Genomic DNA, 17,853 nt, shown 5'->3' with positions numbered 1-17,853 from the left:
GGTAAGAAAGTTGATGCGGATCAACAATAGTGCTGTTGTTGATCCAAATCAACTAATTACTGCAGATGGTGCAAAATTCGCTACTCCCCGGCGGTGATCGCTTCGGCCTCTTCGAGCTCGGGTTCTTCTTCGTGGTCGACGTGGGCGATCATCCGGTGCCCGACGACGATGATGAGTGAGGCGACGACCACGGAACCGGCGGCCACATAGAAAGGCGTCGCGGCGGTGAACGCCACGGCGATCAGCGAGGCCACCGGCGGGGCGACCGCACCGCCGATGAAGCGCACGGCCGAGTAGGCCGACGACGCGACCGGGCGCGGCAGATCGGTCGCCGCCATCACCGATTCGGTGAGCACGGTGTTCATCACGCCGAGCAGGGCGCCGCCGACGACCACGCACACGATCAGACCGACCGTGTTCGAGACGAACAGCCCGGCCGCCACGAGATCGAGGGCGAGCAGGAGCAGCACCGTCCAGAGCACGCGGGTGCGCGGAAGTCTCCGAGTGAGCCATGGGGCGACCAAGACCGAGGTGATCGCGACGGCGAGCCCCCAGCCGAAGAAGGTCAGCCCGAGACCCATGGCGTCGAGCCCGAGAGGGAACGGCGTGTAGGCGAGAAGGATGAAGAACCCGATGTTGTAGAACAGGGCGGCGACGGCGAGCACGGCCAACGCGGGCCGGGTCAGCGCCTTGAAGGGAGCGGAGAGCGGGGTGGGCTTCGCCCGTTCGGGCTCCTTCTTCATCAGCGTCGCGATCGCGATGAACCCGACCGCCATCAGCACGGAGGTTCCGAAGAATGGACCACGCCAGCTGATCGAGCCGAGCAGCCCGCCGAGCAGCGGACCGATCGCGATACCGAGGCCGAGGGCGGCTTCGTAGAGGATGATCGCCGAACTCGCCCCGCCGCTCGCGGCACCGACGATGGTCGCCAGCGCCGTCGAGATGAACAGTGCGTTGCCGAGGCCCCAGCCGGCGCGGAAGCCGATGACCGACTCCACGTTCTGTGAGAGCCCGGCCGCGAGGGCGAAGACCACGATCAGCGCGAGACCGAAGAGCAGGGTCTTGCGGGCGCCGATCCGGGTCGAGAGCCAGCTCGTGAAGAGCATGGCGAACCCGGTGATGAGCAGGTAGCTCGTGAACAGCAGGCTCGTCTGCGTCTGCGTGGCGTGCAGGCTGTTCGCGATGGCCGGCAGGATCGGGTCGACGAGGCCGATGCCCATGAACGCGATCACGCAGGCGAACGCGACGGCCCAGACGGCCTTGGGCTGATGGAGGATCGGGTTCTTCTTCGCCGCCATCGCGGCCGTCGTCGACCTCGTCGCCGGTGAGGTCACGCTCAGGCGGCCATCACGACGTCGCCGGCGCGCACGTCGGTGCACTCGTGCAGGAGGTCGACCGCCCGGCTGATGGTGTCGAGCTCGGCACGGTCGAGGTCGGTGAAGAGTGGAGCGAGGGCGGAGCCGAGGCGGTCGCGCCATTCGTCGAGAGCCTTGATGCCCTTCGGGGCGAGGGCGATCTGCCAGGCGCGGGCGTCGTCGACGTCGGCGATTCGGCGAATCCACTCGACCTCGTTGAGGTTCGCGACGATCTTGGTCATCGTGGGCTGCGACACGCGGCTCTGCTTGGCGAGCTCACCGAGGCGCATCGGGCCGAAGGAGCTGAGCACGCTGAGGGTGCGCCAGGTGGCGGGAGAGGTGGACTCGCCGGTCGCCTGAGCGGCGATACGGGTGAGGCGGTTCGTCACCGACACGAGGTCGGAGAGCAGTTCGGAGAGTTCGGATCGGGTGTCGATGGTGGTTGCTGTGCTGGGGGAAGTGATGTCGTTGTTCACGGTCAACTACTATACATAGCTCAGCTATGCATCTGTCACCACAACGGCTTTTCGGTTAAGCCGAGAGCGATTTCAGGTCGAGCTCGGCCGCATCCGTCGTCTCCCGGCCGACCAGGGCGAAGCTCGTGAACCCGGCCGCGGCGGCCCGATCGAGCAGCGGAGTGAGGTTCTTCGTGCGTCGCTCCAGGCGCACGCGCGCGCCACGGGCCACCAGCTGCGCCTTCAGCGCGAGGAGGCGGGTGGGGTCGGCGGCTTTGTCGTGCACGAGCACGATCGCCTCAGCGTGCGTCGCCTCGGGTTCGTCGATCAGATCGATGATGCGCTCGAACCCGATCGAGAACCCGCAGGCCGGCACCTCCTCGCCGAGGAAGCGGCCGATCATGCCGTCGTAGCGCCCTCCGCCGCCGAGTGAGAAGGAGTAGTCGGGGTGCTCGATCTCGAAGATGGTGCCGGTGTAGTAGCCCATCCCCCGCACGAGGAAGGGGTCGAACTTCAGCACGCCGGCCACGCCGGCTTCGCGGAGGGCCAGCCCGATGGCGGCGAGCTGGGCGACCGCATCCGGGGCCACCCCTGCGGGCAGTGCGGCGGCGATCTCGGCCTCGGCGAGCCCCGCCGCCTGCGCAGGCGCACCGGCGAAGTAGGCCTCGAGAGCCTCGACGGCCGCGGGGGTCGCTTCGCGGCCTCGAAGCTCTTCGACGACGCCGCTGGGCCCGACCTTGTCGAGCTTGTCGATGGTGATGAGAACGGAGGCGTGCTCGGCCTCGGCGAACCCGAAGGCCTCCAGCATGCCGATCAGCAGGCGGCGGTCGTTGATGCGGATGCTGCAGCCCTCGAGGCCCAGCGCGTCGAGCGCGGCGAGCGTGGCCGTGAGCAACTCGATCTCGGCCAGGATGCCGCCCTCACCGATGATGTCGATGTCGCACTGCACGAACTGGCGGTAGCGCCCCTTCTGCGGGCGTTCAGCCCGCCAGACCGGGGCGATCTGCACCGCGCGGAAGACCTGCGGCAGGTTCGCGCGGTGGGTGGCGTAGAAGCGGGCGAGGGGCACGGTGAGGTCGAACCGCAGGCCGAGGTCGGCGAGCGCGTCGGGGTCGTCGGCGTCGGCGGCTGCGCGCAGCGCGTCGGCGTCGAGGCCGCGCTTCATCACGTTGAACGCGAGCTTCTCGTTGTCGCCGCCGAGGCCGGAGTGCAGGCGCCCGAAGTCTTCGACCACGGGGGTCTCGATCTCGTCGAAGCCGTGGGCGGCGTAGCTCGCGCGGATGACGCCGAGCGCGCGCTCGCGCTTCGCCTTCTCAGCAGGCAGGAAATCGCGCATGCCGCGGGGCGGTGAAACGGGGGAAGCCATTGCTCCAGATTACCGACTCGCACAGAAGCGCTCATGCCGCCGCCGCTCGCGCCCTCACGACGGAGTATTCCCCACGATGACGGGAACGACGGACTCTGGCGCCGCATCCTGCTCGACACTCCGTCGTTTGGACGTGCAGAGCAGAGGGGGTCACTGCGCCGGCGGGGCGGACTCCGCTGCCGCGATCTCCTCGCGGAGGCCACGGAGGGTGGTGCGGAGGGCGCGCTCGGCGTCGAGGCCCTGGGATTTCGCCGACGCGACGATGGCCAACAGCAACGGGCCGAGCTCGTCTTCCGAGGCGACCGGCACGACGGGCGGCGCATCCTCGTCGAGCACGCCGACCTTCTGCGCGCGACCGATCAACTTGTCAGCGAGCGCCAGCGACGGCATGCCGAGCGGGATGCCGTCGAGCACACTCGTGCGCGAGGGCTTCTCCGCGGCCTTGAAGCCGTCCCAGGCGGCCACGACGTCGTCGGCCGTCTCGAGCTCGAGGTCGCCGAAGACATGCGGATGCCGGCCCACCATCTTCGCGGTCATGTGCGCCGCGACATCCTGGATGTCGAAGTCCTCGCCCGGGGTGTGCGAGGCGATATCGGCGTGGAAGATCACCTGGTAGAGCACGTCGCCGAGCTCCTCGATCATCTCCTCGCGGTCGCCGGACTCGATCGCCTCGATCAGCTCGTGCGTCTCCTCCACGAGGTACTGCACGAGGCTCGCGTGCGTCTGGTCGGCGTCCCACGGGCATCCGCCGGGTGCGCGCAGCACCGCGGTCACCTCGACGAGCTGGTCGAGCTTGGTCGGTGCGTCGGGAATCTCAGGCATTCCTCAAGCCTCCCATGCCACGCGGCGGCGCGTCAGCGGCAGGGCACGAGATCCTCCACTGCCGGCCCGAGACTGGCTGGACCTCCGAGGAGCGTGGTGCGCGAAACATCCCATTCGTCGAGCGCGGCATGAGCGGAGGTCGGAATGCAGTCCGGGCGCACGAGCAAGAGCGGGGCGTGCTTCGAGGCCGCGAGCACCCCTCCTGCCAAAGCGTCGGCAAAAGTCGCCCCTGTGGCGACGAAAGCTTCCTCGGCGGTCGGGAAGAACCTTCTGTTGACCGCGGTCGCGACCTCATACCGGTCGGAACCGGTGATGCGTTCGACATCTCCGGCGCCACGGGCGCCGAGCTGACTCGCGATGCCCGGAGACACCGAGACCGGGCCGCCAACGATCACGACGTGGCTCGGCTCGAGCTTGTCCAATTCGGCGAGCGTGCTCTGGTCGAGCTCCGTTTGCGAGCCCGCCACGAGGATGACGGGCGCTCCTTGTGACGCGGCCGCCGGGACGGCAGCGAGGGCATCGGGAAAGTTCTCCCCCGTGGCGATGAAGACGGTGTCCGCACCGTCGGGCCAGAAAGTGTCGGCGGTTCTGCGAGAGACTTCGTATCTGTCCTCCCCTTCGACGCGCCAGGGCCCGGTCGTACCGGCCAAACCGGCGACGTTGAGGCTGTCGGCATACGACACCGAAGCCGGCCCGCCGATGGTCCAGATGTCGCTTGCACCCGCGCCCTGAGCTGCCGAGCCGACCAGAAAGACGGTGCTTGGTGAATCGGCCGCCATTAGGAGCAAAGGGCCGCCGACATGCGCGGCTGCTGCGGCACCACTCAGCGCATCCGGGTACTTCGCTCCTGCGGCGAGGAAGACCGAACGCCCGCTGCCGGAGTAAGGGGGGAATTGGATGCCGCTGTAGGCCACAGCTGCTGCGTAACGATCGACGCCGGCGATGCGGGTGGTGACTCCGGGGCCGGCCGTCGGATGGTTGACGATCGTCAGAGGCACCTCGAGCCGGAAGGAGGTGCGATCACCCATCCCGGTAACGGTGACGATGGCGTGACGATTCAGAAGACCACTCATCGCACTCTTCGAGGGCACGCTCAGGCTGATCGCATCCGGCGACACGGTCACAGGCATCGGCACCGAGTCACGATCGAAGCCCAGCGAGAGCGTCGCAGAGGCTCCTGGATCGAGCAGGGGCCCGCCCACGATCGTGAGGGTCTCTCCCGCAGCCGCGGTGAGTTCGTCCGCGGGATCGATCCCGAACACCGATTCGGAGGCGTAGCGGGACGCGTCGACCGCGACGACGGTGCGACTGTGGTCGGTGGCTCCCGGGCCACCGGCGGAGAACCCGATGGAGGCGATTGCGGAGGAGCGGTATTCGCCGGGGAAGCCGAAGGGGCCGAGTTGGATGTCGTCCGGCATCGGTCTAGCCGCCTGCAGATACAAGGAGTAGCGGGGAGAGCCGGAGGCCATTCCCGGCTGCCCTTCCGGCGTGGCGAAGTACCCCTCGGGAATGTCCACGGTGATTGTCCTGGTCGCCGCGTCAGCCGCGGTCACGGTCACAGGATTTCGCTGCTTGCCCCCCAGCATCGCAGCGAAGGTCGACTGGAAGTCGAACAGCGCGCGGGGCACCACGACCGACAACTGCCGCGTCGTCGAGGGAAGCGGTGCGGCCGGATCGGGTTCCCACCGAGCATCAAGAGTCTGCGCCCACGGCACTCCGAGTTGCAACGGCCCTGCCGTCGCGTCGATCGTGCGAGCCGACGCCGGATTCGCCGAGGCGGGATTCGCGGTCGCGATTCCACCGACGACGAGGAGGGCCGCTATCGCAGCTCCCGTCTTCGCGCGCATCCATCGTCGTCCGCGCATTCGCGCCCCCCTCGAGCCGGCCGCGCGTCGTCGACACGTGTTGCCTCGATCGTTTATAGCATGCGCGCGGCCACGCACCGGACGGTCAAATAGCGGCAGGAGTCGCCGTCGAAGGTGGCGTGGAGGCTACGGTGCGGGGGTGGCGGCAGGATGCCCAGCGGGGGCGAAGATCGCGTCGAGGAGGCCCTGCGCCCAGGCGATGAGCTCGGAGTCGGCCAGGGGCTTGCCGTCGACGACCGGCATCGGCACCGAGACCGCTGAGGTCTGCGCGAAGTACTTCGCGCCGGGGTACATCCGCTGCAGCCGCACCTGGATCGAATCGGCGAGGTCGGCCGGCGCCACCCGCAGGTTCGACCCCATCGTCACCACCTCGCTGAGCCCCGCCTTCTGCGCGTGGCGCCGCAGTCGCGACACCGCGATGAGGTTCGCGACCTGAACCGGCGGTTCGCCGTAGCGGTCGGTGAGCTCTTCGATCACGTGGTCGATCGAGTCGTCGGACGCGGTGGGTGCCGACGCCGTCGACAGCTTCTGGTAGGCCTCGAGGCGCAGCCGCTCGCTGTCGACGTAATCCTCAGGGATGTGCGCATCCACGGGCAGCTCGAGTCGCAGCTCGGTCTGCCCCTCGGCGACGTCGCCACGGAACGCCGACACGGCTTCGCCGATCATGCGCAGATACAGATCGAACCCGACCCCGGCGATGTGCCCGGCCTGCTCGCCGCCGAGCAGGTTTCCCGCGCCGCGGATCTCGAGGTCTTTCAGCGCCACCTGGATGCCCGAGCCGAGCTCGTTGTTGGCCGCCAGCGTCGAGAGCCGGTCGTTCGCCGTCTCCGACAGCGGCTTGTTCTCGTCGAACAGCAGGTAGGCATACGCCCGCTCGCGTCCACGGCCCACCCGCCCGCGCAGCTGATGCAGCTGCGACAGCCCGTATTTGTCGGCACGGTCGACGATCAACGTGTTCGCGTTGGCGATGTCGATACCGGTCTCGATGATCGTGGTCGACACCAGCACGTCGAACTTGCGCTCCCAGAAGTCGACGATCACCTGCTCCAGCACGTGCTCGTTCATCTGACCGTGCGCCACGGCGACCCGTGCTTCGGGCACGAGCTCTGCGATCTGCGCCGCGACCCGGTTGATCGACGACACCCGGTTGTGCACGAAGAACACCTGGCCCTCACGCAGCAGCTCGCGTCGGATGGCCGCGCCCACCTGCTTGTCGGAGTACGGCCCCACGAAGGTGAGAATCGGATGCCGGTCCTCCGGCGGTGTGGCCAGCGTCGACATCTCGCGGATGCCCGTCACCGCCATCTCCAGCGTGCGCGGGATCGGCGTCGCGCTCATCGCCAGGATGTCGACGTTCGTCTTGAGCTTCTTCAGCTGGTCTTTGTGCTCGACGCCGAAGCGCTGCTCCTCGTCGATGATCAAGAGGCCCAGGTCTTTGAAGGCGATGTTGTCGCTCAGGATGCGATGGGTCGCGATCACGACGTCGACCGTGCCGTCGGCGAGCCCCGCGATGGTCTCCTTCGTCTCCTTGTCGCTCTGGAACCGGCTGAGCGCCCGGAGGTGCACCGGGAAGCCGGCGTAGCGCTCGGCGAAGGTCTCCATGTGCTGGCGCACGAGCAGCGTGGTGGGCACCAGCATCGCCACCTGCTTGCCCTCCTGCACCGCCTTGAACGCCGCCCGGATCGCGATCTCGGTCTTGCCGAAGCCGACGTCGCCCGAGAGCAGGCGGTCCATCGGGATGGGCCGCTCCATGTCGGCCTTCACCTCGTCGATCACCGTCAGCTGGTCGGGCGTCTCCTGGAACGGGAACGCCTCCTCCAGCTCGTGCTGCCAGGGTGTGTCGGGGCCGAACGCGTAGCCCTTCGACGCCATGCGAGCCGAGTAGAGCTTCACCAGCTCCACCGCGATGTCGCGTACCGCCTTGCGCGCCTTGCCCTTCGCCTGCGACCAGTCGCTGCCGCCCATCTTGCTGAGCGCGGGCGCCTCGCCGCCCACGTAGCGGCTCAGGAGGTCGAGCTGATCGGTGGGCACGTAGAGCTTGTCGCCGGGGTAGCCACGCTTGGAGGGCGCGTATTCGATCACCAGGTATTCGCGGGTGGTCTTCACCGCGTTGCGGCCGCCCGACGACACCTCGCGCTGTGTCAGCTCGAGGAACTTGCCGATGCCGTGGGTCTGGTGCACCACGAAGTCGCCGGTCTTGAGCTGCAGCGGGTCGACCACATTCTTGCGGCGGCTTGCGAGCTTCTTCACCTGACGGGTGTCGTAGCCGGCGGTGCGGCCGTAGAACTCGGTCTCGCCGATGACGGCGAGCTTGAGTTCGGGGAGTTCGAAGCCGTGCTCGACCGAGCTGCGGATGAGGTACGCCATCCGTGGTTCGGCATCGGCCGGGAAGTCGTCGACGATGCGGGCCGGCACCTCGCGCTCGGAGAGCACGTCGGCTGCACGTTCGACCAGGCCTTGCCCCTGGGCCACGACCACGACGGTCCAGTCGTCGGCGAGGCGGCGCGCCACGTGGTCGATGGCGCCGTCGGCGTTGCCGGAGAAACTCGGCACCGCGTCGGCCGCGACACGGATGGTGAGGTGCTCCTCGATCTCGCGGTGCTCGGGGAGGATGTCGTCTTCGGCCGGGCCCTGCTGGAATTCGCTGAGCGTCCACCAGGCACGCTCGGTGCCCGCGGCGTCGCGCAGCTGGTTGAGGGTGATGAACTCGCCCGACTCCAGGTCGATCGGCGCCTCCGCGCCGGCCGTGGCGGCGGTCCAGGCGGCGGCGAGGAACTCGCGGTTCGTCTCGGAGAGATTCACGGCCCGGGTGGCGACCCGTTCGGGCGACACCACGGCGATGGCCGCGCCGGCCGGCAGGTAATGCGCGACGGTGACGAGCTCGTCGAGGAGCGCCGGCGCCAACGACTCCATGCCCTCGACCGGGATGCCGGCCGAGATCTTCTCCAGCATGCCGGCGAGACTCGGGAACTCGTGCTGCATCTCGCGAGCACGCTGCCGCACCGCGTCGCTCAGCAGCAGTTCGCGGCTGGGCGGAAGGCTGACACGGTCGGCTTCGTCCGGCAGCGAACGTTGATCGGCCACCGAGAAAGCACGGATCTCCTCCACCTCGTCGCCGAAGAAATCGACCCGGAACGGGTGCTCGGCGATGGGCGGGAAGACGTCGAGGATGCCGCCGCGCACCGCGTACTCGCCGCGCCGCGTGACCATGTCGACCCGGGAGTAGGCGAGCTCGACCAGTTGCCGGCTGAGCGCCGAGAGGTCGAAACCGCGTGCGCCACGCACCAGCTCGATGGTGTCGAGCTCGGTGAGATTCGACGCGATCGGCTGCAGCGCGGCGCGAACGGATGCGACGACCACGATGGGAGCCGGGGCTGCGGTGGTGCCGGGGTCGGCCGCCGCGGCATCCGTCGCCCGCTGCCAGTCGACCAGACGCCGGAGCGCGTCGATGCGCTTGCCGACGATCTCGGCGCTCGGGCTGAGACGCTCGTGCGGCAGCGTCTCCCACGCCGGGAACTCGATGATCTGCGCCTCGGGCAGAAAACTCGCGAGCGACTCGCGGAGCTTCTCCGACTCGCGGCCCGTGGCCGTGACGACCATGAGTGCCTCCGGCAATCCGCGCTCGATGCGGCGACTCATCATCGCGGCCAGAAGCGGGGCGCGAAGCCCCTCGGGCAACGAGAAATCGGCATTGCGCCCGGCCTCGGCCAAGGCTCGTTCGAACGTGGAGGCGCGCGAAAGCGCATCGATCAAACCGTGAAGCACCGAGCTAGTCTACGCGCCGCCGCTGCTGCGGCGCGGCTTGCGGTGAAGTACCCGGGAGCCCACGAACTGGGCGCTCTCACCGCGGAACGCGACGTCACGCCGCCGCGTTCCGCTGGGCCCGCTACGCGCCGCCGCTGCTGCGGCGCGGCTGTGCTGATTACGCGCCGCCGCCGCTGCGGCGCGTCTTGCGGTGAAGCACTCGGGAGCCCACGCACCGGGCGCTCTCACCGCAGAACGCGACGTCACGCCGCCGCGTTCCGCCGAGCCCGCTGCGCGCCGCTGGTGGTGAGGCGCGATCGGGCACACGGCGACGCGTTCCGGCGGGCTCGCGTGCGCCGCAGTGGTGGGGTGCGACGAGTAGAGTCTGGGCGATAGGTGCCTGCCGCGAACAGCGGCGAACCGCACGAACGAACCCGAGGACACCGTGACCACGACGCCACCCGACGACTCCACCCCGACTGACGCATCCGCCGCACCAGACGCATCCGCCGCAACCGCCGCCCCGCCGCAGCGGGAACGACCGCGTTTCGGAGAATACGCGCCCACCCCCGCGACGCCGACCGCTCCCCCGGCAGCGGTCACTCCGCCGCCCGCGGCCCCCGCACCGCAGTACGCTCAACCGCCGGCGCCTGCACCGCAGTACACCGGCTATCAGAGCCCCCTCGGATCGGCGGGGTCGGCGGGGTCGGCGTACGCATACCCCGGCCAGGCACTGGCGTCGGCGGCCCCACGACCCAAGACCGTCGGAATCATCGCCTTCGTGGTCGGGCTCGTGCTGCTGATCGGTTCTCCCATCGCCAGCGTGTTCGTCGCCCAGGGCTTCTCGCCGCTGATGGCGTACTACGCCGATGGCACCATCGATGTCTCGCAGATCCCCGCCGACGAACTGGCCGCGGGCTCCGGGGCCGTGTTCGGCATGGTCGCCACCCTGCTCTTCGCCGCGATCTTCGGACTCTGGGCGCTCATCCAGGGCATCGTCGCCACGGCCACGAATCGCGGTCGCCTGTTCGGCATCCTCGCGATCGTCTGCAGCGTGCTCGCGCCGATCGTCAGCCTGATCGTGTTCTACGCGGCACTCTTCGCCGCCACGCCGGAGCTGCTGCAGCGCTGACATCGGACTTCGCCAAACGAGGCGGCAACCGACCCCGCAGGGGGCCGAGGTTGCCGCCTCGTTTGGCGAAGTCCGGCGGTCAGGCCGGCGGCGCGGTGTGCAGCTTGAGCTGCGCCGCCGTCAGACCCTCCGAGGCGATCAGTTCGACCGCGTCGGCGGCGTCGACGATGAGGTTCGGCAGGGTCTCGCGCTCGGTCGACGAAAAGTTCTGCAGCACGAAGTCGGCCGCCTGCTGCCGGCCCGGCGGACGGCCGATGCCGACGCGCACCCGGATGAAGTCGGCGCTTCCCGACGCGGCGATGATGTCGCGCAGTCCGTTGTGGCCCCCGTGCCCGCCCCCGGCCTTCAGCTTCACTGTGTCGAAGGGGATGTCGAGCTCGTCGTGCACCACGATGACGTGGTCGGGCGCGATGTCGTAGAACTTCATCAGCGCGTTGACCGGGCCGCCGGAGACGTTCATGTAGGTGTTGGCCTTCGCCAGCACGAAGCGCGGACCGCCCGGCACCACGCGCCCTTCGGCGACGACCGCGTTGGCCTTGTGCGACTTGAAGGTCGCGCGCATCCGATTCGCCAGTTCGGCGACCACCATCTGCCCCACGTTGTGACGGTTGGCTGCGTAGCCGGGCCCGGGATTACCGAGCCCGACCACGAGCCAGAGATCCGTACTCACGTCGTCAGTGGTTCTCGAATGCGCTTCGGAGCGTGAGGGCTACTCGGCGCTCTCGTCGGAGTCGGACGCGGCGTCGGCCGTCTCCGACTCGCCCTCGCCTGCGGCGTTCTCTTCGCTCTCGACCGCGGCAGGGATAGTGATGCCCACGATGACGAGGTCTTCGTCGCTGATGAGGCTCGAACCGCTCGGCAGCTCGACGTCCTTGGCGTGGATGAGGGTGCCTTCTTCGAGGCCCTCGATGGAGACGACGATGCGCTCCGGGATGTTCGTGGCTTCGACCTCGACGAGGATGGTCGATGCGTCCTGCGTGGCGATGGTGCCCGAGTACGACTCGCCCTCGAGGTGAATCGGAACCTCGACCTGAACCTTCTCGCCCTTGCGCACGACGATGAGGTCGATGTGCTCGATGATCTGCAGCACGGGGTCTTTCTGCACATCCTTGACCAGCGCGAGCTGCTCCTTGCCCTCGATGTCGAGCTCGAGAACCGCGTTCGCCTTGCGCAGGATGAGGCCGACCTGGTGGCCCGGGAGGGTCACGTGCTGGGGCTCGGTGCCGTGGCCGTAGATGACGGCCGGAATCTTGCCGGCGGCGCGGATGCGGCGCGCAGCGCCCTTGCCGAAGGTGGTGCGGGTCTCTGCGGAAACCCGGGTGTCGTCTGCCATTGTGTGCTCCTTCGCGAGCCGATCAGCCCGCACTCGTAATTGTTCAACTCGACCGCGTGAAGCGAGAGGAAAGACGTGCTAGGCCAGATCCACCGCGTCGATTACGGATGCGCACTCAGGGGCGTGCATCCCTCGCCGAAGTTCAGTGACCCAGACTACACGGCGCAGCGTCGACGACCCAATGGAGCCGACACGCCCGAGTCGGTTGTGAGACACCAGGAGGAAACCTGGCATTCAGCTGACGGATGCCGGTGAGTCGCCGCGGACTCCTACCGTCACAGGGTTTGTGCCACTGATCCGAAGGCGACACCCATGTCACACCGCTCTCGACGATTCTCGGGATCCGCCGTTGCTCTCCTCACCGCGACGACGCTCGGCGTCGGTTTTCTCGCCGTCTCGCCCGCCACCGCGGCCGAGCCGGTCGTGCGAGCGGTGCCGGCACCGGCGCCCGCCCTCGTCGTGACGGAGATCACGCCCGACAACGTGAGCTACGACAACTTCGAGTTCTTCGAGGTCTACAACACGACGCATGCCGACATCGACCTGACCGCATCCGGCATCGGGCTCGACTACATCTACGTCAACTCCGACGACCGCACCAAGGACGTGCCGCTGACGGTGCCGGCCGGCACCGTGGTGGCCGCGGGTGCATCGACGGTGTTCTGGCTCGACTACGCCACGACGACCGTCGACACCTCGAAATTCACCGTCGACGAGTTCCGGGCCCACTTCGCGGGCGACACCCCCGCGGCCGACTACCCCGTCGTTCGGGTCACCGGACAGAGCGGCATGGCGAACTCGGGGCCGCGCGGCATCCGGATCGTGGATGCATCGAACGCGTCGATCAGCTGGTCGACCTATCCCGAAGGCTCCGTGGGCGCCGACAAGAGTGCTCAGTTCTCGATTCCGGCGGCACCCGGGTCGCCGGCGATGGACGTCTTCGCGAGCCTCGCCACCCCGACCCCCGGCGTCGTCGACCCCGCTGCCGTCGGTGGAGGCACGGAGCCCACTCCCACCCCCACACCCGAGCCCTCGGCGCACCTCCCCCTGGTCGTGACCGAGATCGTGCCCGACAACGTGGGCTACGACAACTTCGAGTTCTTCGAGGTCGCGAACACCACGACGAGCGATGTGAACGTCGATGTCGACGGCATCAGCTTCGCCTACATCTACACGAACTCCGACGACCGTTCGAAGGACGTTCCGCTCACCCTCCCGGCCGGAACGGTCATCCCCGGCGGCGCATCCGTGGTGTTCTGGCTCGACTACTCCACGTCGACGGTCGACACCTCCGCGTTCACCGAGGCCGACTTCCGGGCGCACTTCCCGGCGGGCGCCGGCAGCTACCCGATCGTGCGTGTCACCGGGCAGGCGGGCATGGCCAATGGTGGTGACCGCGGCATCCGCATCGTCGACGGCGCCGACGCGTCGATCAGCTGGTCGGTCTACCCGGCCGGGTCGGTCGGCACCGACAAGGGCGCGGACTTCGCCCTTCCCGTCGACCCGGATGCTCGCGGTCTCGATGTCTTCGAAGCCCTCGCCGTGCCGACCCCGGGTCTCGTCGACCCGGCGGCAATCGGCGGCGGCAGCACCGAGCCCACACCGACCCCGACTCCGACCGGAACGCCCGAGCCGACACCCACGCCCGAGCCGACCCTGACGCCGACACCGACCCCTACCTCCACACCGACCCCCACGCCGACCGACGGGCCCGGCGACCCCGGCCAGACGCCGCAGCCCGACCCGAGCATCGTGACCGCTCCGCTCCAGATCACCGAGCTGATGCCCGACTCCACGAACGTGGGCTCCGCCGACGGCTACGAGTTCATCGAGGTCTACAACGCGACCTCGTCGCCGATCGACTTCGGCGACTACAAACTCACCTACCTCTACCCCCTCGACGACCTGTCGAACAGCCAGACGGCGCTCTGGCCCTCCGTGCCGGCCAGCGTCGTCATCCCGGCCGGCAAGACGCTCGTGTTCTGGATCAAGAACGGGCCGAACGACGCGCTCACCGACGCCGACTTCAACCGGCAGTTCGGAACCTCGCTCACCCTGGGCACCGACCTCGTGACGATCGACGCCGCCGGGATGGCCAACGGAAGCCCGCGCGGCATCGAGATCGCGACCAACACGGGCTTCAGCGTGAACAAGGCGTACTACAACCTGGCCGGAGCCGACGACGTGGTGCCCAACCAGGGCACCCAGTTCGGTTTCGACGCGGCCGACCTCCACCGGCAGAAGCTGCTCGGCGAATCGTCGGCCACACCGGGATCGGTGACCGCCCCGCAGGTGCCGTCGGGCCTCATGATCGTTCCCGACGACAGCGTCGCCCCGGTCGTGACCGACGGCACGGCGAGCTCGATCGACCCGGCGGTCGACTTCCCGCTCGACCTGACGGTGACCGACGACGTGCAGGTGCGGTCGCTGACCCTGCACCTCCGCAACAACGTCGAAGACGCGTACCGGGAGATCAACCTCACCGCCGACGACGCCGACGACCCGGATGTCTACGACTACCGGGTGCCGTCGGTCGACCTGATGGGCACCCGCTGGCTCGAGTACTACCTCGTCGCGGGCGACGGCACGAACACGACGACGACCGAGGTGAAGCACCTGGCGGTGGACGGCGTCGACGACTCCCCGGTGCGCCTCAACGTCACCGACGGCCAGTTCGTGAACGGCACCACCACCCTCTCCGCCGCGACCGAGGGCGCGGCCGACGGCCTCACGCTGAGCGTCGACGGCTCCGTCATGCCGACCAAGCGGTCGCTCGAGAGTGAGCCGTACTTCGTGTTCGAGGCCGGCGGCGTGAACGTGTTCTTCCGCAACGGCGTGCTGATCGGCTCGGATGTGCTGCACATCTTCGACGACGGCATCCCCGTGGGCTACGACACCATCTCGACCCCGGTGCCGTTGAAGTACGTCACGCAGGGCCAGGAGCTCGTCGTCTCGGTCTACGCCGGCACCAAGGCGGCTCCGACCATCGACCCTAACGAGAACAACGACAACTTCACGATCAAGAACCTCCGCCTCGTGATGCCGGATGGTCGCGTCATCCGCCCGGCCGGCTACGACGACCCGGAGAAGGTGCTGAAGATGGGCGACTCGAGCGGTTCGCTCGACTTCTACGACGCGCACTTCACCCTTCCCGACGCCTCCTTCGTGGCGGCCTCGACCGAATGGGACACCACGGCGGTGGCCGACGGCTCGCACCTCGTCTCCGCCGACAACGGCGACCAGCACGCCGAGCAGACCGTTTCGGTCGACAACGCGGCTCCCGACGTGACGTCGACGCTGGTCGAAGGCACGGAGTACCGCGGCACGTTCACGATCGACGGCGCGGCGACGGATGCCGGCTCCGGCCTCGACACGCTCACCGCGACCCTCGACGGCTGGAAGGTCGCCCTGCCCTACGCCACTTCGTCGGTGACGCTCAACTCGGGGAGCCACTCGCTCGTGCTCTCGGCGCGGGACAAGCTCGGAAACGCTTCCGCGAAGACGATCGGCTTCACCACGCCCGACGAGCAGCCCGGCACCGAACTCGAGTCACCCGCCGACGGGGCCATCCTCGACTCGGGCGACGTCGACCTCACCGCCACCGCGACCGACCCGAGCGGCGACCAGCTCGACGTGGAATTCGACGAGGCCTACCGCTTCGGCCCGGCCGACGCATCCGTCACCAGCTACCGAGGCGAGACCGGCGAGGCGGAGACCACCGACCGCACCGCCAAGCAGCTGCTCACGGGCGACGACCTCGCAGCGATGACGGGCACCGACGGCCTCGCGGCCACGGCATCCTCCGACGCCGCGTTCCCTTACGAGATGTTCGAGGTCGCCGTTCCGGCGGATGCTGGCACCGACTTCCAGGCTCGTCTGGCCTGGGCCGGGTCGGCGAACGCCGACGCCAAGGTGCTGATGTACGTGCTGAACGCCTCGACCGGGAGTTGGGAGGAGGTCGACCGTTACGTCACGACGGGCGGCGCCCCGACCGACTTCACGCTCGACGCACTCGTGCCCGCGGCCGACCACGTCACCGACGGGAAGATCACCGTGCTCGTGCAGCACTCGGAAGGGTTCGCCGGTGCGAACCTCTCCGACCGCTCGACCGAGGTCACACCGTATTCCGAGGGCGCGACCCCGCGCAGCGACTACGACTACACCTTCGGCTGGGAGACCGACACCCAGTACTACAACGACAACCATTACGAGCACCAGCTGGAGATCCACAACTTCTTCCTCAACCAGCGGCAGAACCTCAACCTGCAGTACGTGTTCCACACCGGCGACGTCGTCGACAAGTCCGACGACCTGCACCAGTGGGTCAACGCCGACAACGCCTACCGGATGCTCGACGACGCGAAACTGCCCTACGGCATCGTCGCCGGCAACCACGACGTCGGCCACAAAGAAGACGACTACGAGCAGTTCAGCCAGTACTTCGGCGAGAAGCGTTACGAGGGCAACCCGTGGTACGGCGAGAGCTACCAGGACAACCGGGGCCACTACGACCTCATCTCGGCCGGCGGCATCGACTTCATGGTGCTCTACATGGGCTGGGACCCGGGAGACGCTGAGCTCGCCTGGATGAACGAGGTGATCAAGAAGTACCCCGAGCGCACCGTCATCCTCGACATGCACGAGTACATCCTCACCACCGGCGGCATGGGACCGATCCCCCAGCGCATCACGGATAAGGTCATCAAGCCGAACCCGAACGTCAAGATGGTCTTCTGCGGCCACTACCACGACGCGTACACACGGGTGGACCAGTACGACGACAACGGCGACGGCACCCCCGACCGCAACGTCTACGCGATGCTGTTCGACTTCCAGGGGCTGCCCGAAGGCGGTCAGGCGTACATCCGCCTGCTGCACTTCGACAACCAGGGGCAGAAGATGACCGTTCGCACCTACTCGCCCTACCTCGACGACTTCGACTCCGACGACCCGACGCTCGACCTGGGGGCGCAGGAGTTCTCGCTCCCCTACGCCGACCTCGGGATCACGCCGAAGACGAAGACGCTCGCCACCGACTCGTTCACAGCCGACATCCTCACGACCAACACCATCGGTTCGTTCCCGGATGTCGCGAGCGGAACCCGGCTCAGCACGAAATGGTCGGGGCTTCCGAACGGCCTCCACGGCTGGTACGTGGCGTCGGCCGACCCGTACGGCGCGGTGGACCTGTCGGCGGTGCGGACGCTCACGGTGGACGTGAAGCCGACCGACCCGACGGATCCGACCGACCCGACGGATCCGACGGACCCGACCGACCCGACCGATCCGACCGACCCCGGTCAGCCCGGGGCACCCGTCGGGCAGCCCGTGCCCGACGATCAGCTGACCGATGCGACCCGCGGCGGAATCGACGTTCCTTCGTCGGTCAGCCCCGGCTCATCGATCTCGTTCGAGGTCGCCGGCCACACGGGCGAGCCGGTGAACGTCTGGTTGCACTCCGACCCGCGCCTGCTCGGCACGGTCGAGGTGGGCACGGCCGGGTTCGCGACCGTCACGATCCCGGCGGATGCGCCGCTCGGCACCCACCGGATCGTCGTGCAAGCGGTCGACGGCTCGCTCATCGGGTGGGACGGCATCCAGATCGTGGCACCCACCGGCCCGGCCGGCCCCGCGGGAACTCCGATCGGCGCAGGCCCCCACGACGGGTCGCTCGCCTCGACGGGGCTCGACGCGTCGGTCTGGGCCGGCGTCGCGGCGCTGCTCCTCGCCCTCGGCGCCGCCACGGTCGTCGTTCGCCGGAGGAGGCGCGCCGGGTAGGGC

At 68.4% G+C, this 17,853-nt stretch carries 10 protein-coding genes; 2 read left to right on the top strand and 8 right to left on the bottom strand.

Translation table 11 applies throughout. The features are described 5' to 3' along the window. Positions 1 to 80: 80 nt before the first annotated feature. The 6 genes from N1027_RS12660 to mfd form a co-directional block, all read right to left on the bottom strand. Positions 81 to 1,298 carry an MFS transporter gene (locus tag N1027_RS12660; protein ID WP_259510356.1) on the bottom strand — a complete coding sequence of 406 codons (1,218 nt, stop codon included), beginning with the start codon at positions 1,296 to 1,298 and terminating at the stop codon, positions 81 to 83. 38 nt (positions 1,299 to 1,336) lie between these two features. Further along, positions 1,337 to 1,831, bottom strand: a complete 495-nt coding sequence (locus N1027_RS12655) for a MarR family winged helix-turn-helix transcriptional regulator (protein ID WP_259508414.1) — start codon at positions 1,829 to 1,831, stop codon at positions 1,337 to 1,339. A 55-nt stretch (positions 1,832 to 1,886) separates the two neighbouring features. Further along, entirely contained in the window at positions 1,887 to 3,176 is a 1,290-nt protein-coding gene (gene hisS / locus N1027_RS12650; protein ID WP_259508412.1) for a histidine--tRNA ligase, read from the bottom strand. Positions 3,177 to 3,326: 150 nt separating this feature from the next. Beyond that, on the bottom strand, positions 3,327 to 3,998 hold the full coding sequence (locus N1027_RS12645) for a nucleoside triphosphate pyrophosphohydrolase (protein ID WP_259508410.1): 672 nt from the start codon (positions 3,996 to 3,998) through the stop codon (positions 3,327 to 3,329). A 32-nt stretch (positions 3,999 to 4,030) separates the two neighbouring features. Beyond that, on the bottom strand, positions 4,031 to 5,863 hold the full coding sequence (locus N1027_RS12640; RefSeq protein ID WP_259508408.1) for a cell wall-binding repeat-containing protein: 1,833 nt from the start codon (positions 5,861 to 5,863) through the stop codon (positions 4,031 to 4,033). Positions 5,864 to 5,989: 126 nt separating this feature from the next. After that, the gene (mfd, locus tag N1027_RS12635) at positions 5,990 to 9,628 is read right to left on the bottom strand and encodes a transcription-repair coupling factor (protein ID WP_259508406.1); all 3,639 of its coding nucleotides are present in this window, start codon (positions 9,626 to 9,628) and stop codon (positions 5,990 to 5,992) included. Between the two features lie 424 nt (positions 9,629 to 10,052). Between mfd and N1027_RS12630 the strand changes: the two genes are divergently transcribed. Beyond that, positions 10,053 to 10,739, top strand: coding sequence for a DUF6264 family protein (locus N1027_RS12630; RefSeq protein WP_259508404.1), 687 nt, complete (start codon positions 10,053 to 10,055; stop codon positions 10,737 to 10,739). 79 nt (positions 10,740 to 10,818) lie between these two features. On the opposite strand, the gene pth is transcribed toward N1027_RS12630, so the two are convergent. Beyond that, a complete protein-coding gene (pth, locus tag N1027_RS12625) occupies positions 10,819 to 11,409 on the bottom strand; it encodes an aminoacyl-tRNA hydrolase (RefSeq protein WP_259508402.1) in 591 nt (196 codons plus the stop codon). A gap of 39 nt (positions 11,410 to 11,448) precedes the next feature. Next, complete coding sequence (locus N1027_RS12620; RefSeq protein WP_259508400.1) at positions 11,449 to 12,072, bottom strand: 50S ribosomal protein L25/general stress protein Ctc; 624 nt, start codon at positions 12,070 to 12,072, stop codon at positions 11,449 to 11,451. Positions 12,073 to 12,384: 312 nt separating this feature from the next. Here N1027_RS12620 and N1027_RS12615 point away from each other — a divergent pair, with 312 nt between their 5' ends. After that, the gene (locus N1027_RS12615; protein WP_259508398.1) at positions 12,385 to 17,850 is read left to right on the top strand and encodes a lamin tail domain-containing protein; all 5,466 of its coding nucleotides are present in this window, start codon (positions 12,385 to 12,387) and stop codon (positions 17,848 to 17,850) included. Positions 17,851 to 17,853: the final 3 nt, after the last annotated feature.

Origin of the sequence: Herbiconiux aconitum (genome assembly GCF_024979235.1) — a bacterium.
Lineage (GTDB): Bacteria > Actinomycetota > Actinomycetes > Actinomycetales > Microbacteriaceae > Herbiconiux > Herbiconiux aconitum.
The sequence above is the reverse complement of the archived record's forward strand: the minus strand, read 5'-3'. Positions and strand labels throughout refer to the sequence as shown.

Coding starts and splice junctions, on each gene's coding strand:
- N1027_RS12660 (WP_259510356.1), bottom strand. CDS start 1,298: ATGGCGGCGAAGAAGAACCCGATCCTCCATCAGCCCAAGGCCGTCTGG.
- hisS (WP_259508412.1), bottom strand. CDS start 3,176: ATGGCTTCCCCCGTTTCACCGCCCCGCGGCATGCGCGATTTCCTGCCT.
- N1027_RS12645 (WP_259508410.1), bottom strand. CDS start 3,998: ATGCCTGAGATTCCCGACGCACCGACCAAGCTCGACCAGCTCGTCGAG.
- N1027_RS12640 (WP_259508408.1), bottom strand. CDS start 5,863: ATGCGCGGACGACGATGGATGCGCGCGAAGACGGGAGCTGCGATAGCG.
- N1027_RS12620 (WP_259508400.1), bottom strand. CDS start 12,072: ATGGCAGACGACACCCGGGTTTCCGCAGAGACCCGCACCACCTTCGGC.
- N1027_RS12615 (WP_259508398.1), top strand. CDS start 12,385: ATGTCACACCGCTCTCGACGATTCTCGGGATCCGCCGTTGCTCTCCTC.